Below are 15,408 nucleotides of genomic sequence, written 5' to 3'. Positions count from 1 at the left end.
ATTGAAGGGCAACCCGATATAGCAAGTGGACTTCTGTGAACCATGAATTAGAATCCCCGTCCGCGACGGTCGGGGAGTATGTCAATTAATGAGTCAATCGAGGACTGAAGTCCCTACTACGAACCTTGAGTTTTGTAATTTTCCTCAGTCCAGCAGCGCGGCAGAACTTCGCCGGAGGGGAAAACTAATTTATCCTTCTCAAAATGTGCCGGGTCTTGCTCTTCTTCACCAGCTTGAATTCGTCCCGCTACTTGATTTTGGGTAGGGCTGATTAAAGTCTCGATATCGATGATTTCTACGAGGTCGCCGGATTCTTTTTCTTGTAAAAGCATAGTTTCTCCTTGTGAAGTAATGGTGAGTTATGGTTTGAGAACAACTTTGATACAGTTGTCTTTTTTTTGTTTGAAAATTTCGTAAGCGTCGGGCGCTTCATCCAATTTCATGCGGTGCGTAATCACGAAGCTTGGGTCAATTTCGCCTTTTTGAACCCGATCGAGCAAAGGGCGTAAATAGCGGTGAACGTGCGTCTGTCCCATTTTCAGGGTCAAGCCTTTGTTGAACGCCGCACCCAAGGGCACTTTGTCCACGAAGCCGCCGTAAACGCCGGGAATTGACACCGTGCCGCCTTTGCGACAGGCGAGGATGACTTGTCGCAGCGCTGTAGGCCGATCGCTCTCCAAGCGCACAGCTTGCTTAGCTTTGTCGTACAAAGCATCCAGGCCCGTACCGTGGGCTTCCATCCCCACCGCGTCGATACAGGCGTCTGGCCCGCGTCCGCCGGTCATTTCGGTGACAGCTTCCCCGGCGTCCATTTCTTCGTAGTTGATGATTTGGGCCTTAGCAGCGGCCGCCATTTCCAAGCGTTCGGGTACTCTGTCGATCGCAATTACTCGATCGGCCCCCAACATAAACGCGCTTCTGATCGCAAATTGTCCGACAGGCCCGCATCCCCAAACAGCAACAGTATCCCCTGGCTTAATGTCGCAGTTTTCCGCAGCCATATAACCAGTCGGAAAGATATCAGTGAGGAACAATACTTGCTCGTCAGAAAGTCCGTCAGGAATTTTTAAAGGGCCGACATCTGCAAACGGAACCCGCACGTATTCTGCTTGACCGCCTGCATAACCCCCCGTTAAATGCGAGTAGCCAAACAATCCAGCCGGTGAATGACCGAACATTTTTTGGGCCAATCCCGCATTGGGGTTAGAATTGTCGCACAGCGACCACAAATCCCGATTGCAAAAGAAGCAACTACCGCAAGAAATCGTAAAAGGAATCACAACGCGATCGCCCTTTTTTAAATTCTTAACCTGGCTGCCGAGTTCGACTACTTCCCCCATGAATTCGTGACCCATAATGTCGCCGGATTGCATTGTCGGGATGAAGCCGTTGTAGAGGTGCAAATCTGAACCGCAGATTGCTGTAGACGTGATTTTAAGAATGGCATCCCGCGGATTGATAATTGTTGGGTCGGGTACATTATCAACTCGCACGTCATTTGCTCCGTGCCAGCAAAGAGCTTTCATTATTGTGTTCTCCTCTAGTTAACTCCCAGATTTTTGATTCTAAATCTTAAATTTACTCCGCAGCTAAATCAATTGGCTGTATTGTTTAATTTTAAGCATATAAAATGTCGTGGTTCTCTATCCGAGGTATAATTTGCAAATCTATCTTTCGGCTGTTTTAAGTTATAAAAAAGGTAGAGTTTATCCCACAGTAAATTGCAATAGATTTAGGATTATTGTTTTAACAGCTAACAGGGATGGCTGAGGTTGTTTTTGGCGATCGGCAGTTTGTAGTGCGGACTTGAGTCCGCTATACGCCAGTTTGTAGTGCGGAATTGAGTCCGCTATACACCAGTTTGTAGTGCGGACTTCAGTCCGCTATAGGGCTGCGGACTGAAGTCCAAACGATCGAACCATATAACTGAGTCCGCTATACGCCAGTTTGTAGTGCGGAATTGAGTCCGCTGTACGCCAGTTTGTAGTGCGGACTTCAGTCCGCTATACGGCTGCGGACTGAAGTCCAAACGATCGAACCATATAACTGGGCTCGCATCTTGAGAATCGCGCACCCTGCTGGAGGAGGATTAATCGTCAAAAATTGTATCATTAGCTATAGCTAAAAGCCGAGCTTGCGCTAAAGTTGTTAAAGATCAAAATTTATCGATCGCCTTTTATGCCTTACACTGCATCTACCCCAACAGACCCCAATCAAGAAAACATCCGCAATGCCGACCACCGCCTACTAGAATTCACCAAGCTGACGCCGATGATGCAGCGGTATGTGGAAGTGAAAGAACAGTATCCCCACGCACTTTTATTGTTTAGAGTCGGAGATTTTTTTGAGTGTTTTTTTCAAGATGCAGTGACGATTTCGCGGGAATTAGAACTGGTTTGTACTAGCAAAGAAAGCGGCAAAGAAATCGGTCGAGTGCCGATGACAGGAGTGCCGCACCACGCCCTCGATCGCTACACTTCTTTGTTAGTAGAAAAAGGCTATGCTGTAGTAGTTTGCGACCAAGTTGAAGATGCCTCGATCGCCGCCCGCGAAGGCCGCCAAGTCAAGCGCGAAATCACCCGCATTCTCACTCCCGGAACTTTGACAGATGACGGAATGCTAAAACCCCGACAAAATAACTTTTTAGCAGCAGTCGTCATCGCTGGGGAACATTGGGGATTGGCTTATACTGATATTTCTACGGGAGAATTCGTCACTACCCAAGCCGACAGTTTAGAACAATTAACCTTAGAATTGCTCCGTTTACAGCCTTCGGAAGTCCTAGTTCCTACTAATGCGCCGGATTTGGTGACTATGTTGAGACCCGGAGAGAAATCCGAGCATTTACCCGATTGTTTGCCTAATTCGTTTTGCTATTCTTTGCGATCGCAAATCCCGTTTACTTTGTCCGAAGCCAAACAAAGAATCCTGCAAAAGTTCAAAGTGCGATCGCTCGAAGGTCTCGGATGCGCGCACCTTTCCCTCGCAGTGCGCGCCGCCGGGGGTTTGCTGCAATATCTCGAAGAAACTCAAAAAGAAAAAGCAGTTGCTTTGCAAAGATTGCACACTTACACTCTCACCGATTTTCTGATATTAGACTACCAAACCCGCCGCAATCTCGAAATCACTCAAACAGTCAGAGATGGAGTATTTCACGGTTCGCTGCTGTGGGCGATCGACAAAACCAGCACCGCCATGGGAGGCCGGGCTTTGCGCCGCTGGTTGCTCCAACCTTTGCTCAGCATTAAAGGTATTTGCGCCCGCCACGATACGATTCAAGAATTAGTAGAAAATAATCCGCTGCGCCAAGATTTGCAGCAGTTGCTGCGCCAAATTTACGACATCGAAAGACTCACGGGGCGCGCAGGTTCTGGAACCGCTAGCGCGCGCGATTTGGTCGCTTTAGCCGATTCTCTCTCAAAACTACCCCAATTGGCTGCGATCGCCATTCAAGGGATCTCGCCCTATTTAAAAGCGCTGCAAAATGTCCCGCCCATTTTAGAAGAATTAGCAACTCAAATTCACGCTTATTTAGTTGACGAACCGCCGATTCATTTAAAAGAAGGAGGTTTAATTCGATCGGGCATTAATTCCATGCTTGATGAAATGCGCCACACTGCATCAGGAGACCAAGAATGGATTGCAAATTTAGAAGCAAATGAAAGAAAACGCACCGGGATTGCTAATTTAAAAGTCGGCTACAATAAAGCTTTCGGCTATTATATCAGCATTACCAAATCGAAAGTTGACCAAGTACCGAACGACTACACGCGCAAGCAAACTCTCACCAATGAAGAACGCTACAGCACAGAAGAATTAAAAGAAAGGGAAGTCCGCATTCTGACGGCGCGGGAAGATTTGAATCAGTTGGAGTACGATATTTTTGCGAAATTGCGATCGCAGGTAGGAGAACACGCCGAAATTATTCGCAACGTTTCCCGGGCTGTGGCGGCGGCCGATATTTTGTGCGGTTTGGCGGAAGTAGCGGTTTATCAAGATTACTGTCGCCCGATGATGACAGAAAGTCGGGAAATTAAAATTATTGAAGGTTGTCATCCGGTGGTGGAAAAGTCTTTACCGCCGGGATTTTTTGTCCCGAATTCGGCTTTTTTGGGTCGGGAAGCATCGCTAAGTCGCCCAGATTTAATTATTTTAACTGGGCCGAATGCTAGCGGCAAGAGTTGTTATTTGCGACAGGTTGGTTTGATCCAGTTAATGGCGCAGGTGGGCAGTTTTGTCCCGGCGAAGGCTGCGACTTTAGGAATTTGCGATCGCATTTTTACCCGAGTCGGCGCCGTGGACGATTTAGCAACGGGTCAGTCTACGTTTATGGTGGAAATGAATGAAACTGCAAATATTCTCAATCACGCTACGCCGAAATCATTGGTTTTGTTAGATGAAATTGGCAGGGGAACGGCGACGTTTGACGGACTTTCGATTGCTTGGTCTGTGGCAGAATATTTAGCAAGCGAGATTCGGGCGCGCACGATTTTTGCGACTCACTATCACGAGTTAAATGAATTAGCTTCTATTTTGGATAATGTCGCAAATTATCAGGTGACGGTGAAGGAATTGCCGGATCAAATCGTATTTTTGCACGAAGTTCACCCCGGCGGTGCTGATAAGTCCTACGGAATTGAAGCGGGGAGGTTGGCTGGTTTACCGCCGTCGGTGATTGACAGGGCGAGACAGGTGATGAAGCAGATTGAAAAACATAGCAAAATTGCGATCGGGCTGCGGAAGGGTGTTAAGAAAGATGGTAAAAAAGAGTCGGAGGGACAACAGTTAGATATCTTTGACGATTAAAAGAAGACTGGGCGGTTGAAACCGCTTCTATACAAGCAAAACCCGCCGACGCGGGTTGAAGACAGGGCGGTTAAAATTACCTTATTCTCTTCAGTCCCTCTGAGCTCGGACATCGTTTGACAAGAAGCGGTTTCAACCGTACGTCCTATCTTTAAAACTTGCCATTTTGCAACTTTCTTACTTCTTTGTGCACGCTCATCCCAATTTCCAAAGCCTCATTTAGCAACCGCCCGTATTCGCTCGCCCGATCGCTCACATCCAGCGCCATCAAAGCAGCCAAATTACTTTCAATATTAGCAAATAACTCGTAACGGCGACCAATAAATTTATGATTTTCCCTGAGAATCTTCTCTGTTTTCAAAGCACAGACTAAACTTTCTCTAGTAATTTTCAAAGCCTCAATTGCATCTTGTCGATTAATTAAATTGGCTTGTAAATTGCCAGCAGCCGTTAGGCGATCGATAATATCTAAAGCCTGAATCACCTCGTGATACTTCTCAACTTCATCCAATAGACCCGCCAGCGTTGCTAAAGGCTTTGCCTTCAGCCATTGATAGACATTCCAAGCAACAGTAATCGCCAGCGACAAACCCAAAGTTATTTGTAAAACCCGGACAAATATTTCAGCATCGCTAGCTGAACTAACTTCATGTTTATTTGCCACCAAAGCAACAGGGAGCGAGACAACAAGTGTCACGCAAAATATCAGCAACTCATGCAGCAAAAGAGCAAACAGCTTTTTGCCACTCCGCAGTGTATCAGGGCGATAAAAATTCCCTGAAAAACCGTCGCTCAAAGCTATTCCGCTCAAATCTTCCAACTCCTTCTCAGGAATTCTCAACTCATCCAAATCCGCTTGTATCACTATGGCAAATCTCCTTAAATTGGCATTAATTAAAATCCTCCCAGAGACCTAATTGAATCCCACAGACTCAGATAAAAATTGCTGTCTCGGCCTCGGAACAGTTGAAAAGCTCTTCCGGGCGCCCCAAAAAACGGTCTCAGCGTCCATCCCAACTGACTGCCCACAAACGCATACAGTCCCAACCAGAAGCGCAAAATATTTAGCCTGATGTCTTTGCCTTCGCCATCTTGTTCGGACAGAAAGTGCATTCCTTGATAAATGAAGTTTACCCCCAAAAATCCTGTGACTGCCATGATAGCAACATTTAGCAGCAGATAAAAATTGTAATTGGTACTGCTGATCAGAAAAAATAGGCTGACAGGTGCAAATCCAAACAGCAAAACGCTAATCATCGCCATTGCTGTCATCAACAATGTCAAATACTGTTCAAAAGTTCGTTTTGAACCAAACATCACATTAAAAAAGTACAGTGTGGGAAAGCAGATAATCAGCGTCAGCAAGTAAAGCGCTGGCAGCTTGATTGCTGAAACCAGACATTGCATCCACGTGCTAGATGCACCTAATATCGCTCCGTATATCCCAAAAAATATGGTACTGGAAATTAACAAACCGAAAATTTTAGATTTGAGCTTAACACCTTCGCGAATTTCTTCGAGAAACTGTTGCCGTTCCCGCAGCAAATACATTACTACTGAAAAATATTTCACGGGTTCTCCTTGTGACTGATGCGACTCCGAATCAGTCATAACTCAAGCTGAGCGCGATCGACAATCTTGCCAACTGGAGGCACTCTATGTTAACCGATTATTCTTCCAGATACAGGACTCATACAACTCCCATTATCTAAGGTTCCATGTACGCCACACCCTACCGCTATTCACTCTCGGCTGGATATTTCTAGTCAAATTGTCTCCAAATTGTCTCCAAAACGCCTTGTGCAGCCATAGAGGCTAAGCCCTAGAAACGCCAAAACCCTTGATTTATCAAGGGTTATAGGTTCTTATATTGATAAGCGGGCAGCGGGAATCGAACCCGCATAGTTAGCTTGGAAGGCGCTAGGAGGGAATCCGTAAACCCTTTGTCCCATAAGGGGTTATGAGAAAATGTTTTTGGCATTCGCTGTTGCCGTAGTCAAACCGTAGTCAGTTGCGGTAAAATTGGTCGATCGAGTTTGAGTAAAAATACATGACTAAAACTCCTAAATCGGGCAGCAAAGCTTCTTACGGTTCTGTGGTAGTAGCAACTCGCGAGGGAAGACTGCGGTTACAACTCCCAAGGCATTTGTACGGGGGAGAGCAAAAATACCTGTCTTTGGGGATGTCCGATACTAGATAAGTGCTAGACATTTGACGCTCGTTCTGTAGAAATACTAGACAACTACTAGACAGACGCTAGACATGGTGCTAGCATCTAACTAGACAACCACTAGACAAGTGCTAGACATGACAGACAGATGCCAGCTTAACTTGAGATTAGACGGTCGCCGCGACTTACTCGAAACCATTAAAGATGTAGCAGCAGCAGAGGGTTTGAGCGTCAACGCCTGGGTAATCCGCACCCTGGAAACAGCGGCTAACCAGGCAATATCAGAACCCACACCCCAGCCTGGACACCAGGAGTCTGAAATTTCAGACATTGAGCCAGTCCTAGACATCCTGCTAGACACTAAGCTAGACAACTTGCTAGCAGCAAAATTAGCGGGGATTGAGGAACGGCTGGGAAAATTAAAAGCCTGAGTGACGCGGGCGATGAATCGCTCAGGCAGGAGTTGAAAGCGGCCAACAAGCAGCTTGCAGAATGGGACAAAGAACTCAATCAGTTACACGAGCGCAATGGCGACTTAGGACTGAGGGTGCAGATGCTGGAGGAAGAATTACAAAAAGTGCGATCGCAACTTGCAACCGAGCGCGCCTCACGAGAGGAAGTCGAAACACAACTTTCCGACCTGAGACAAAAATCAGTCACTGCCAGCCGAGAATTTCCAGAGCCGGCCGACTTGTTCAACCAGTTAAAAGCGCGGCGTAAAAAATCTGGGGCAAACTTGGCAGACATGGAAGCAGTGTTGGACATACTCAGTTACTTGGAACAGCAGGACTGAGCGAGGGGTGAGCGGAAACCAGAACTTCTGGTGGTCTGATGAACTTGAAACTCTTGATTGATAAACCTTAAACGGGATGGGAGTAGAAGGACTTGAACCTTCGACCTTGAGATTAAGAGTCACCTGCTCTAACCAACTGAGCTATACTCCCGCATCTAGGCTACTATAACACAACTATTCTAAAAATGCAAGTGTTTTCGTGAAAATTTGTGGCGATCGCACGATCGCGAGTTTTCTGTAAGGGCGATCGACAAGAGCCAAGAACCCGTAAGCTATCGATGGTATCATTCGTTTAGTTACCTTCGAGCCAGTAAAGGAGGATCTCGTCCAATGGATTCAATAAACATTCAATATCGCGATATCATTGAAAAAATTCTCCAAGAATATGCCGACTTTCTAGGTAACGATAATGATCTTAAGATCGAATTAGTTTTTGATTAAAAGCGCGATCGCTACTTATTAATCGAAACTGGTTGGCAAAACCGTTATCGCATATACGGAACATTTTTGCATATTGATATCATTGAGAACAAGCTTTGGATAGAACACGACGGTACCGAAGATGGACTTGCTTACGAGTTTATGGCGGCGGGAATTCCTCAAGAATATATTGTTTTGGCTTTCAAATTGCCGGAACTGCAAAAAGATCGATCTCTGGTAATTTTGTGACACAAATCGATCGCCCTTACTCAATGGCTGATTTAAGTGCGATCGGCCTCAAGCACCTTTCTAAAGTTGTGCAAAATGTATTGATTTGACATATTATTTATAGAGGCTCAGGCTTTAGCGCCCTCTAAATTTAGATCGACGGATGATCGACACTAATCAAATGATTTACATCGTCTCTTATCAGCAGCTCGCAGATTTAATCCAATTTTAAGCGATTGAGCGAGCAAAACCTCAAATATATCTTGTTTATTTCCACAATCGGCCAATTGAATTGGGGTACAGCCGCGTTGATTCTGTGGATTCACCATTGCTCCAGAAGCTAAGAGCGATCGCACAATATTTAAGTGACCGAGTGAAACAGCATTGTGTAAGGGTGTATCTCCGTTATTATCTCTAACATTGACATATGCTCCTGAAGTCAAGAGGAGTTGCGCAATTTCCAAATGTCCCTTTAGAGCTGCTTTGTGTAGGGCTGTATTTTCGCTATAATCTTTAGCATTAACATCTGCTCCAAAAGCGATCAAAAGTTCTACAACGGGTTTGTGTCCCCGCTCAGCAGCAGCGTGAATAGCTGTTTTGCTAATTGTTAATCCTTGCAAGAGTAAAAACCTAATAACATCTTTGTGTCCTCCCGCAGCCGCTTCATTCATCGCTCGCTCGATATGATTTTCATAGCCGTAAGCGGTTCTATCTAATGATAGTCCGCGTTCGAGCAAAATTTGTACAACCTCTTTGTGTCCGTTCTCTGCTGCTAATTCTAAAGCTCCATGCCCGAAATCTATGACGACGCTAACATCAGCTCCGCGATCTATTAATAGCTGCACCATTTCAACAAAACCCAACTGGGAAGCAGCGATCAAAGGATAAAAACCTTGCGCGCATTCTCCATTCACATCTGCACCATACTTAATTAGTAGGTCAGCTACCTCAATTTGGTTATTTGCTGCTGCGAAGTATAACAAAGTATTGCCGTAAGGAGGTGTTCGTCCGGTTCGAGCATTTGGATCGCCCCCTTGTTCAAGGTAAGACTCAACCTCCTGAATATTGCCGAGTGCAGCAGAAATGTACGTATTGACAACAGCACCTTGAGAAAATAGTATTTCGAGAATTTCTCGATGTCCTCTCCAAGCTGCGACTTGAATTGGGGTTTCCCCATGAGGGCCAACTATATTGATATCTGCTCCAGCAGCAACAAGTGCTTCAACAATCCTGGGTTGGTTGTTCCAAGCTGCTGCGTGTAAAGGAGTGTCTACAGAGCCAGTACCGCACCGGAAATTTACATCGGCACCAGATTCAATCAGCAATTTTGCTAACTCTAGATTATTATAGGAGATAGATGAATGTAGAGGTGTATTGTTACCTCTGTCTGCTGCGTTAACATCTGCCCCCCTAGCAATTAATGTTTCAGCCATCCTGAAGAATTCTACCATAATTGCTTGGTGTAAAGGGGTACTATCTGAGCAACTTTCATCTCTAAAATTTATATCATCTCCCCGATATAGGAGAGCGATAACTCTGTCAAAATCCCGATCGCAAACAGCTTGACATAATTCTTTGCTCATTGCTATTATCTGTTTTTGATTTTTTTCATAAACTTCTGATTCCACGCCCAACTAATCATTGTACACAATAAACAAACGGAAAGTGGAGGAGTCGAACCTCTACAGCTTATTGCTGCACTGGTTTTCTTGCGCCAGTTGCCGTCCGCACGGCCGCACTTTCCACGTTTTTGCAACCGCAGATGAGGGCAGATTAACGCAGATGAACGCAGATGGAATGCGTAATTTGTGAGAAGTATGAAAATTTAGCTAAGCTTTTTTTTACCTAGAATATAAGGCAGCAATTTAGCGATGTTTCTAGCATCGTCAATCCCTCGGTGATGAGTTCCTTCTAGGGGTAAAGCCGCAAGTTCTAAGGCTGTTTCCATGCCGTATCGTTTTGGCAAGCCTTGGGTTTCTGAAAACATTTTTTTGAGATTGACGTGAGGATAAGCAATGGGAAAAGGGAGTTGATGAAAGTTGCTATCCTTGTTGAATTGTTGGCGATCGTAGTCTCCCCAGGAACCAAATACACCATTTGGGTAGCCAGACAGCCAGTTTTTTAGCATAGCGCTTGCTTCGGGGTAGGTTGGAGCCCGATCGACTTGCGTTTGGGCGATCGATGTTAGCGCCGTGCAGAATTCGGTGAGAATGGGATGGCGCATGGGTTTGACGAATGTTTGAAATTCATCGACGATGGTTAGGGTTGTGGGATCTACCATCACTGCGCCGATCTCGATAATTTCCATCTGATTTCGGGCGATCGATCCTTTGTCGCAGCAGGTTGCTTCCAGATCGAGGACTAGATAATAGTCGAATAGTTTGAAATTCTTCATAAATTTTACCTAAATATTTTTTATTTTTAACGGCAGATGAACGCAGATAAACACAAATCTTTTGTTTTAATTTTCTTTTTTATTTTGCAATTATCTGCGTTAATTTGTGTTTATCTGCTTTGTATCTGCGATTGAATTATTAATTCCCAGATTGTGCAATTAAAAAAAACTGGCTGCTCATCTAAGCTTTTTATTGCCTAAAATATAAGGCAACAATCTAGCGATATTTTTAGCATCATCAATCCCTCGGTAAGGAGTTCCTTTCAACCGGAACCTCGCAAGTTTTAAAGCTTGTGCCATACCGTATCGTTTTGGCAAACCTTGCGTTTTTGTAAATATTTTTTTGAGATTGACGTGAGGATAAGCAATGGGAAACGGGAGTTGATGCAAATTGCTATCCTTTTTAAATTGTTGGCGATCGAACTCGCCCCAGGAACCAAATACACCATTTGAGTAGCCAGAAAGCCAGTTTTGCAGCAGGGCACTAGCTTCGGGGTAAGTTGGGGCGCCATCGACTTCGGTTTGGGCGATCGATGTTAACGACGTGCAGAATTCAGTTAAAATCGGATTGCGAGTGGGTTTGACGAAGGTTTGAAATTCATCAACGATTTTTAGCTTTTTGGACTCTACCATAACTGCTCCTATCTCGATGATTTCCATCTGATTTCGTGGGATAGTTCCTTGATTGGAGCAGGTTGCTGCAAGATCGAGCACTAAGTAATAATTAAACTGTTTTAAATCAATCATAAGTTCAACCTAAAATTTGCCTTCGCCGTGCTTCACTCGATAATACACCAACATGAATCTGTTGCTGTATATTGAGATTACCACAATTTGAGATTACAACCATTTTACATCGTACTGTTTGAACCTATCGTCATGTGTAATAATAGTTTAATCTTCTGCTGGGGCTTGAGAAATAATTAGGCGCTCGAAATATGTTGATGGTCAAAAGGGAGATATTGTAATTTATCGTAATGGAGTAACTTAATTAGAATGTGAGTGTCAATTAGATATTTCATGGCAACATATATTCTTCAAAACCAGGAGGTGTTTCATCAAAATCATCCGCAATGTAAGTAAAAACTCCTTTGCCACAGCCAAATTGACGAGGTTTGAGGAGAGCAGTCTTTTCGGGTGAATTTTCTTTCAGTTTTTGGATTTCTTTTAAAATTTGAATATGCTTTGATAGCAAAATCCATTGAATCAATTCTAATTTAAGAACTTGAATGCTCATGGCTTTTAGGTTTAATGATTAGCAAATCTAGACTTATTATAAACCACTCGATTCCTGGATGTACGACCTGATGCTATTCGATCCGATCGCCCAAACACCTCATTTCTGCAATCGATAGTGCAGCAGCATGAAACCGTTACTGTAGATTTTGCGATCGCCTAGTTCCAGATTAGTAGGTGCGATCGCCCTCGCAAACATCGGAATGCCCGCCCCAATGACTACCGGATTCAACTTGACAATCATCTCGTCAATCTCGGAAACAACCGTTGCCGCTAATTCGCCGCCACCGCACAGCCAGATATCTTTACCCGTTTCCTGCTTCAATTGTTGAACTAATTCAACAGCATTGTCTGAAACCAGTGCAACATTCCCATCTGGGCTGGCTGGCATACTGCGCGAAAAGACATACTGTTTCAAGCTGGGATAAGGATTAGTCAAACCGACATTTAACCCGACTTCATAGGTTTTGCGTCCCATCAAAACAGCATCAAATTGCTTGTTTCCTGCGCGAATGTCTAGTGCTTCGTGAAGGTGCGCCGGAATAGTTTCGGGAAAGCGATCGAACAAATCGGCGAAATGCTCTCCTGACATTGGAAAACAATCAAATGAGCCATCTTCGCGAGCAATAAAACCGTCAACCGTGCAAGCCACGTAATATATTAGTTTTCGCATATTTAACCTTCTTTATTTGTTTGCGGGCAGTTTGGCTGCTGTAACTATTTTATCAGGGTGCGATCGCCCCATTGGTCTTAACAAATACGCGCCCGCCCGCAATCCGCCAGGGAATTAATTCCCTGGCTAATAGCTGAAGTCCTCTAAAGAGGACTAAAGAATCTATTAGTTTTCTTAGTCCTCTTTAGAGGACTTTCGCTTTGAGGCAGGGGTTTAAACCCCTGCTGGACTGCCGGTGTAATGCGGTTTTTCGCACCAATCCGATCGCCCACAACCCTACAGTCGATCGCAGCAAAGGGCGATCGGTCTCAAAAGGAGATAAGCTGATGTCAACTAAATATGACTGCTTGAAATGGCTGACAAAGAAGAGACTGCTGTGATTAAAGTCACAGTTCCCAAGAGTTTGCACGAAAAACTGAGAAAAATCTCCCAGCAGACTGGAGTTCCCATGTCAACTCTGCTAGTCATGGCGGCCGTCAAGGAATACAACCTCGTGGATGAATCCGAATAAAGGTACTATTAGAATACTGGGAGTACCCTTTAAAGGTACTATATGGCACTATTCAGGAATAGTCAACCCTGGAGGTGTACTTGTGACTCAAGATGAACTCGAAGCCCTTGTCGATGAACTCGGCTTAGTGGCTGTCGTTAGCCTGTTGGCAACTATCTGCCACAACAAAGCCCGACAAACCTTGTGCTTGAAGGGACAAGGGGCCACTCCTTATACAGCTTGGAACAGCAACGGCTTCTTGCTGAAGCAGTTGATGACCAAACTGCGCCCGATCGGCAGTTGCGATCGCGATCTAAACCTCAACCGCAACTGAGGTTCTGAGGTTCAACCCGTGCAAGTCCGCAAAGCATTGGTTTTAGTCGGTTAACAGCCGGGTATGTATGCTTTAACTGTTAGGGCACGGGTTGAAACTCTTCGATTTGGACTTGAACCAAGAATGGAGAGGACGGGACTCGAACCCGCATCGATCGACAGCAACTTTCAGGAAACGCGCTTCCTTACTGCCCGCAAGCAGACGGGAACTGCCCCCATCTCGGACTGTTAATTCCTTTCAGTGCATCTGCAACCCGCTGCCAGTTTGTGTTTTCAGGGAACGTCGCGAAGCAACTTTTTACCCTACTCAACAAACGCGATCGTCCTTTTGAGAGCCGCTTTACCTAGTTTTTGCGGTGCCATTCCAAATTAGGCGACCTCCCCAAATCTTCTATTGCTACAGGATAGCAAATCTATTTCGGAAATCAAACATGAGATATTTCATGGCAACATATATTCTTCAAGACTAGACAGCAAAATCTACTGAATCAATTCTAATTTTAGAACTTGAATCCTCATGGCTTTTCTGTTGAATAACTACCAAACCTAGATTTATTATAAACCAATTATCCACCAGGGAGGTACTGCCCCTCCTATCCCCGCGTTATCAGCACGGCGTCTCGCTTTTCGACTTCTGGTGGAAAGAGGAAGATGAAGGAATCGAACCCTTACAGGTGTTACCTGTACCCTGGTTTTCAAGACCAGTTGCCAACCGTTTAGCGGCATCTTCCATCATGCAAAACATTCAGATCAAATACCTGCCAAATCGCACCACATCGATAAAGATAGCCCGCGATGTCAACTTAAGATTAATTCCCCACTCCGACAGGGAATTAATTCCCCGTCTCATAGCTAAAGTCCTCTGAAAGAGGACTAAGAAGACTAATAATTTCTTCAGTCCTCTTTGAGAGGACTTTAGCTATGAGGCAGGGGTTTAAACCCCTGCCGGACTACAGGTACTATCTAGAAAATTGACACCAATTAGCAGTGCTATTTCCCTACAATTATCGGTACAATTAACCGAATTTGATAGGAAACAGAAGATGAAGGAATCGAACTTTTACAGTTACCTGTACCCTGGTTTTAAAGATTAGTTGCCAACCGTTTAGCGGCATCTTCCAAGGCATTGGTGTCAACAAATACGCGCTTCGTTGCAGTCCGCCAGGGAATTAATTCCCTGTCTCATAGCGCAAGTCCTCTCAAAGAGGACTGAAGAATTCATTAGTCCTCTTTTAGAGGACTTTTGCTCCATCGGCGGGGGTTTAAACCCCTGCCGGACTGCGGGTGTAAAGCTAAGTTAACACCAATGCTTCCAAGGGTGTCTGACGGGAATTGAACCCGCTATTACTGGTTCCACAGACCAGCGCCGCTACCACTTTGGCTTCAGACACCGCATGGAATCAAGGAGAATTGAACTCCTAACCTCTTGCGTGCAAGGCAAGCGCTCTACCAATTGAGCTATGACCCCGTTTTTGGTGGATACTGGTCAGAATCGAACTGACATTTTCCTAGGTGCGAACTAGGCGCTTTTCCAATTAAGCTACAGACCCAAAATTGGTGGATTGCGATCGGATTTGAACCGATATCTTTCTAACAGCCAGTTAGATGCTTTTCCAGTTAAGCTACGAACCCATTTAACAGGAGCGGTAGGACTCGAACCCACAACATTCGAGGTAGAAGCTCGACACTCTATCCAGTTGAGTTACACTCCCGTATTATTTGTTAATAAGGCTAGCGCGCGAGTACCAGAAACCGAGTTTATAGGAACACGGCCTTGCATTTCGTTGTGTCAATTCAAGGTCAAACCCACAGTCCGGCAGTCCGGCAGTCCGGCAGTCCGGCAGTCCGGCAGTCCGGCAGTCCG

General features: G+C 45.1%; 15 protein-coding genes, 7 tRNA genes and 1 pseudogene. 7 read left to right on the top strand and 16 right to left on the bottom strand.

What is annotated here, in order from left to right:
- Positions 1 to 116: 116 nt before the first annotated feature.
- Positions 117 to 332, bottom strand: a complete 216-nt coding sequence (locus tag QT974_RS17510; RefSeq protein WP_333469712.1) for an acetyltransferase — start codon at positions 330 to 332, stop codon at positions 117 to 119.
- A gap of 27 nt (positions 333 to 359) precedes the next feature.
- Positions 360 to 1,526, bottom strand: a complete 1,167-nt coding sequence (locus QT974_RS17505) for a zinc-dependent alcohol dehydrogenase (protein WP_333469711.1) — start codon at positions 1,524 to 1,526, stop codon at positions 360 to 362.
- Positions 1,527 to 2,178: 652 nt separating this feature from the next.
- On the opposite strand from QT974_RS17505, the gene mutS reads away from it, so the two are divergent.
- Entirely contained in the window at positions 2,179 to 4,806 is a 2,628-nt protein-coding gene (gene mutS, locus QT974_RS17500) for a DNA mismatch repair protein MutS (RefSeq protein ID WP_333469713.1), read from the top strand.
- Between the two features lie 151 nt (positions 4,807 to 4,957).
- Here mutS and QT974_RS17495 read toward each other — a convergent pair whose 3' ends face one another.
- Complete coding sequence (locus QT974_RS17495) at positions 4,958 to 5,671, bottom strand: hypothetical protein (protein ID WP_333469710.1); 714 nt, start codon at positions 5,669 to 5,671, stop codon at positions 4,958 to 4,960.
- 29 nt (positions 5,672 to 5,700) lie between these two features.
- The gene (locus QT974_RS17490) at positions 5,701 to 6,378 is read right to left on the bottom strand and encodes an actin-binding WH2 domain-containing protein (RefSeq protein ID WP_333469709.1); all 678 of its coding nucleotides are present in this window, start codon (positions 6,376 to 6,378) and stop codon (positions 5,701 to 5,703) included.
- 478 nt (positions 6,379 to 6,856) lie between these two features.
- Between QT974_RS17490 and QT974_RS17485 the strand changes: the two genes are divergently transcribed.
- The 3 genes from QT974_RS17485 to QT974_RS17475 all read left to right on the top strand — a co-directional run bounded on the left by QT974_RS17485 (position 6,857) and on the right by QT974_RS17475 (position 7,769).
- Positions 6,857 to 7,006, top strand: a complete 150-nt coding sequence (locus tag QT974_RS17485; protein ID WP_333469708.1) for a hypothetical protein — start codon at positions 6,857 to 6,859, stop codon at positions 7,004 to 7,006.
- Between the two features lie 107 nt (positions 7,007 to 7,113).
- Positions 7,114 to 7,407, top strand: coding sequence for a hypothetical protein (locus QT974_RS17480; protein WP_333469707.1), 294 nt, complete (start codon positions 7,114 to 7,116; stop codon positions 7,405 to 7,407).
- Positions 7,408 to 7,439: 32 nt separating this feature from the next.
- On the top strand, positions 7,440 to 7,769 hold the full coding sequence (locus tag QT974_RS17475) for a flagellar alpha dynein (protein ID WP_333469706.1): 330 nt from the start codon (positions 7,440 to 7,442) through the stop codon (positions 7,767 to 7,769).
- A gap of 77 nt (positions 7,770 to 7,846) precedes the next feature.
- Here QT974_RS17475 and QT974_RS17470 read toward each other — a convergent pair.
- Positions 7,847 to 7,920 (bottom strand) — tRNA-Lys (locus QT974_RS17470).
- Between the two features lie 302 nt (positions 7,921 to 8,222).
- Here QT974_RS17470 and QT974_RS17465 point away from each other — a divergent pair.
- Positions 8,223 to 8,438 (top strand): annotated as a pseudogene (locus QT974_RS17465) (element excision factor XisI family protein); the annotation flags it as partial.
- A 152-nt stretch (positions 8,439 to 8,590) separates the two neighbouring features.
- On the opposite strand, the gene QT974_RS17460 reads toward QT974_RS17465, so the two are convergent.
- The 5 genes from QT974_RS17460 to QT974_RS17440 form a co-directional block, all read right to left on the bottom strand.
- Positions 8,591 to 10,000, bottom strand: coding sequence for an ankyrin repeat domain-containing protein (locus tag QT974_RS17460; RefSeq protein WP_333469705.1), 1,410 nt, complete (start codon positions 9,998 to 10,000; stop codon positions 8,591 to 8,593).
- 242 nt (positions 10,001 to 10,242) lie between these two features.
- Positions 10,243 to 10,812: a 3'-5' exonuclease gene (locus tag QT974_RS17455; protein ID WP_333469704.1), complete on the bottom strand. Its 570-nt coding sequence runs from the start codon at positions 10,810 to 10,812 to the stop codon at positions 10,243 to 10,245.
- 177 nt (positions 10,813 to 10,989) lie between these two features.
- Complete coding sequence (locus QT974_RS17450; protein WP_333469703.1) at positions 10,990 to 11,559, bottom strand: 3'-5' exonuclease; 570 nt, start codon at positions 11,557 to 11,559, stop codon at positions 10,990 to 10,992.
- A gap of 271 nt (positions 11,560 to 11,830) precedes the next feature.
- Positions 11,831 to 12,049 (bottom strand): hypothetical protein, encoded by a 219-nt coding sequence (locus QT974_RS17445; protein WP_333469702.1) that lies wholly within the window; start codon positions 12,047 to 12,049, stop codon positions 11,831 to 11,833.
- 99 nt (positions 12,050 to 12,148) lie between these two features.
- Entirely contained in the window at positions 12,149 to 12,721 is a 573-nt protein-coding gene (locus QT974_RS17440; protein ID WP_333469701.1) for a dihydrofolate reductase family protein, read from the bottom strand.
- Positions 12,722 to 13,073: 352 nt separating this feature from the next.
- Here QT974_RS17440 and QT974_RS17435 point away from each other — a divergent pair, with 352 nt between their 5' ends.
- Complete coding sequence (locus tag QT974_RS17435; RefSeq protein ID WP_333469700.1) at positions 13,074 to 13,232, top strand: ribbon-helix-helix domain-containing protein; 159 nt, start codon at positions 13,074 to 13,076, stop codon at positions 13,230 to 13,232.
- A gap of 82 nt (positions 13,233 to 13,314) precedes the next feature.
- Entirely contained in the window at positions 13,315 to 13,545 is a 231-nt protein-coding gene (locus QT974_RS17430; RefSeq protein WP_333469699.1) for a hypothetical protein, read from the top strand.
- A 644-nt stretch (positions 13,546 to 14,189) separates the two neighbouring features.
- Here the strand turns inward: QT974_RS17430 and QT974_RS17425 are convergent.
- From QT974_RS17425 to QT974_RS17400, 6 genes are all read right to left on the bottom strand, one after another.
- Positions 14,190 to 14,275 (bottom strand) — tRNA-Ser (locus QT974_RS17425).
- Between the two features lie 586 nt (positions 14,276 to 14,861).
- Positions 14,862 to 14,935 (bottom strand) — tRNA-His (locus QT974_RS17420).
- A 4-nt stretch (positions 14,936 to 14,939) separates the two neighbouring features.
- Positions 14,940 to 15,012: transfer RNA gene (locus QT974_RS17415), tRNA-Ala, on the bottom strand.
- Positions 15,013 to 15,017: 5 nt separating this feature from the next.
- Positions 15,018 to 15,094 (bottom strand) — tRNA-Ala (locus tag QT974_RS17410).
- Between the two features lie 5 nt (positions 15,095 to 15,099).
- Positions 15,100 to 15,176, bottom strand: a tRNA-Ala gene (locus QT974_RS17405).
- A gap of 6 nt (positions 15,177 to 15,182) precedes the next feature.
- Positions 15,183 to 15,256: transfer RNA gene (locus QT974_RS17400), tRNA-Arg, on the bottom strand.
- Positions 15,257 to 15,408 lie beyond the last annotated feature (152 nt).

The organism is Microcoleus sp. BM001215392 (assembly GCF_036700185.1).
GTDB lineage: Bacteria > Cyanobacteriota > Cyanobacteriia > Cyanobacteriales > Microcoleaceae > Microcoleus.
The sequence above is the reverse complement of the archived record's forward strand: the minus strand, read 5'-3'. Positions and strand labels throughout refer to the sequence as shown.

Coding starts and splice junctions, on each gene's coding strand:
- QT974_RS17510 (WP_333469712.1), bottom strand. CDS start 332: ATGCTTTTACAAGAAAAAGAATCCGGCGACCTCGTAGAAATCATCGAT.
- QT974_RS17505 (WP_333469711.1), bottom strand. CDS start 1,526: ATGAAAGCTCTTTGCTGGCACGGAGCAAATGACGTGCGAGTTGATAAT.
- mutS (WP_333469713.1), top strand. CDS start 2,179: ATGCCTTACACTGCATCTACCCCAACAGACCCCAATCAAGAAAACATC.
- QT974_RS17485 (WP_333469708.1), top strand. CDS start 6,857: ATGACTAAAACTCCTAAATCGGGCAGCAAAGCTTCTTACGGTTCTGTG.
- QT974_RS17480 (WP_333469707.1), top strand. CDS start 7,114: ATGACAGACAGATGCCAGCTTAACTTGAGATTAGACGGTCGCCGCGAC.
- QT974_RS17460 (WP_333469705.1), bottom strand. CDS start 10,000: ATGAGCAAAGAATTATGTCAAGCTGTTTGCGATCGGGATTTTGACAGA.
- QT974_RS17455 (WP_333469704.1), bottom strand. CDS start 10,812: ATGAAGAATTTCAAACTATTCGACTATTATCTAGTCCTCGATCTGGAA.
- QT974_RS17450 (WP_333469703.1), bottom strand. CDS start 11,559: ATGATTGATTTAAAACAGTTTAATTATTACTTAGTGCTCGATCTTGCA.
- QT974_RS17445 (WP_333469702.1), bottom strand. CDS start 12,049: ATGAGCATTCAAGTTCTTAAATTAGAATTGATTCAATGGATTTTGCTA.
- QT974_RS17440 (WP_333469701.1), bottom strand. CDS start 12,721: ATGCGAAAACTAATATATTACGTGGCTTGCACGGTTGACGGTTTTATT.
- QT974_RS17435 (WP_333469700.1), top strand. CDS start 13,074: ATGGCTGACAAAGAAGAGACTGCTGTGATTAAAGTCACAGTTCCCAAG.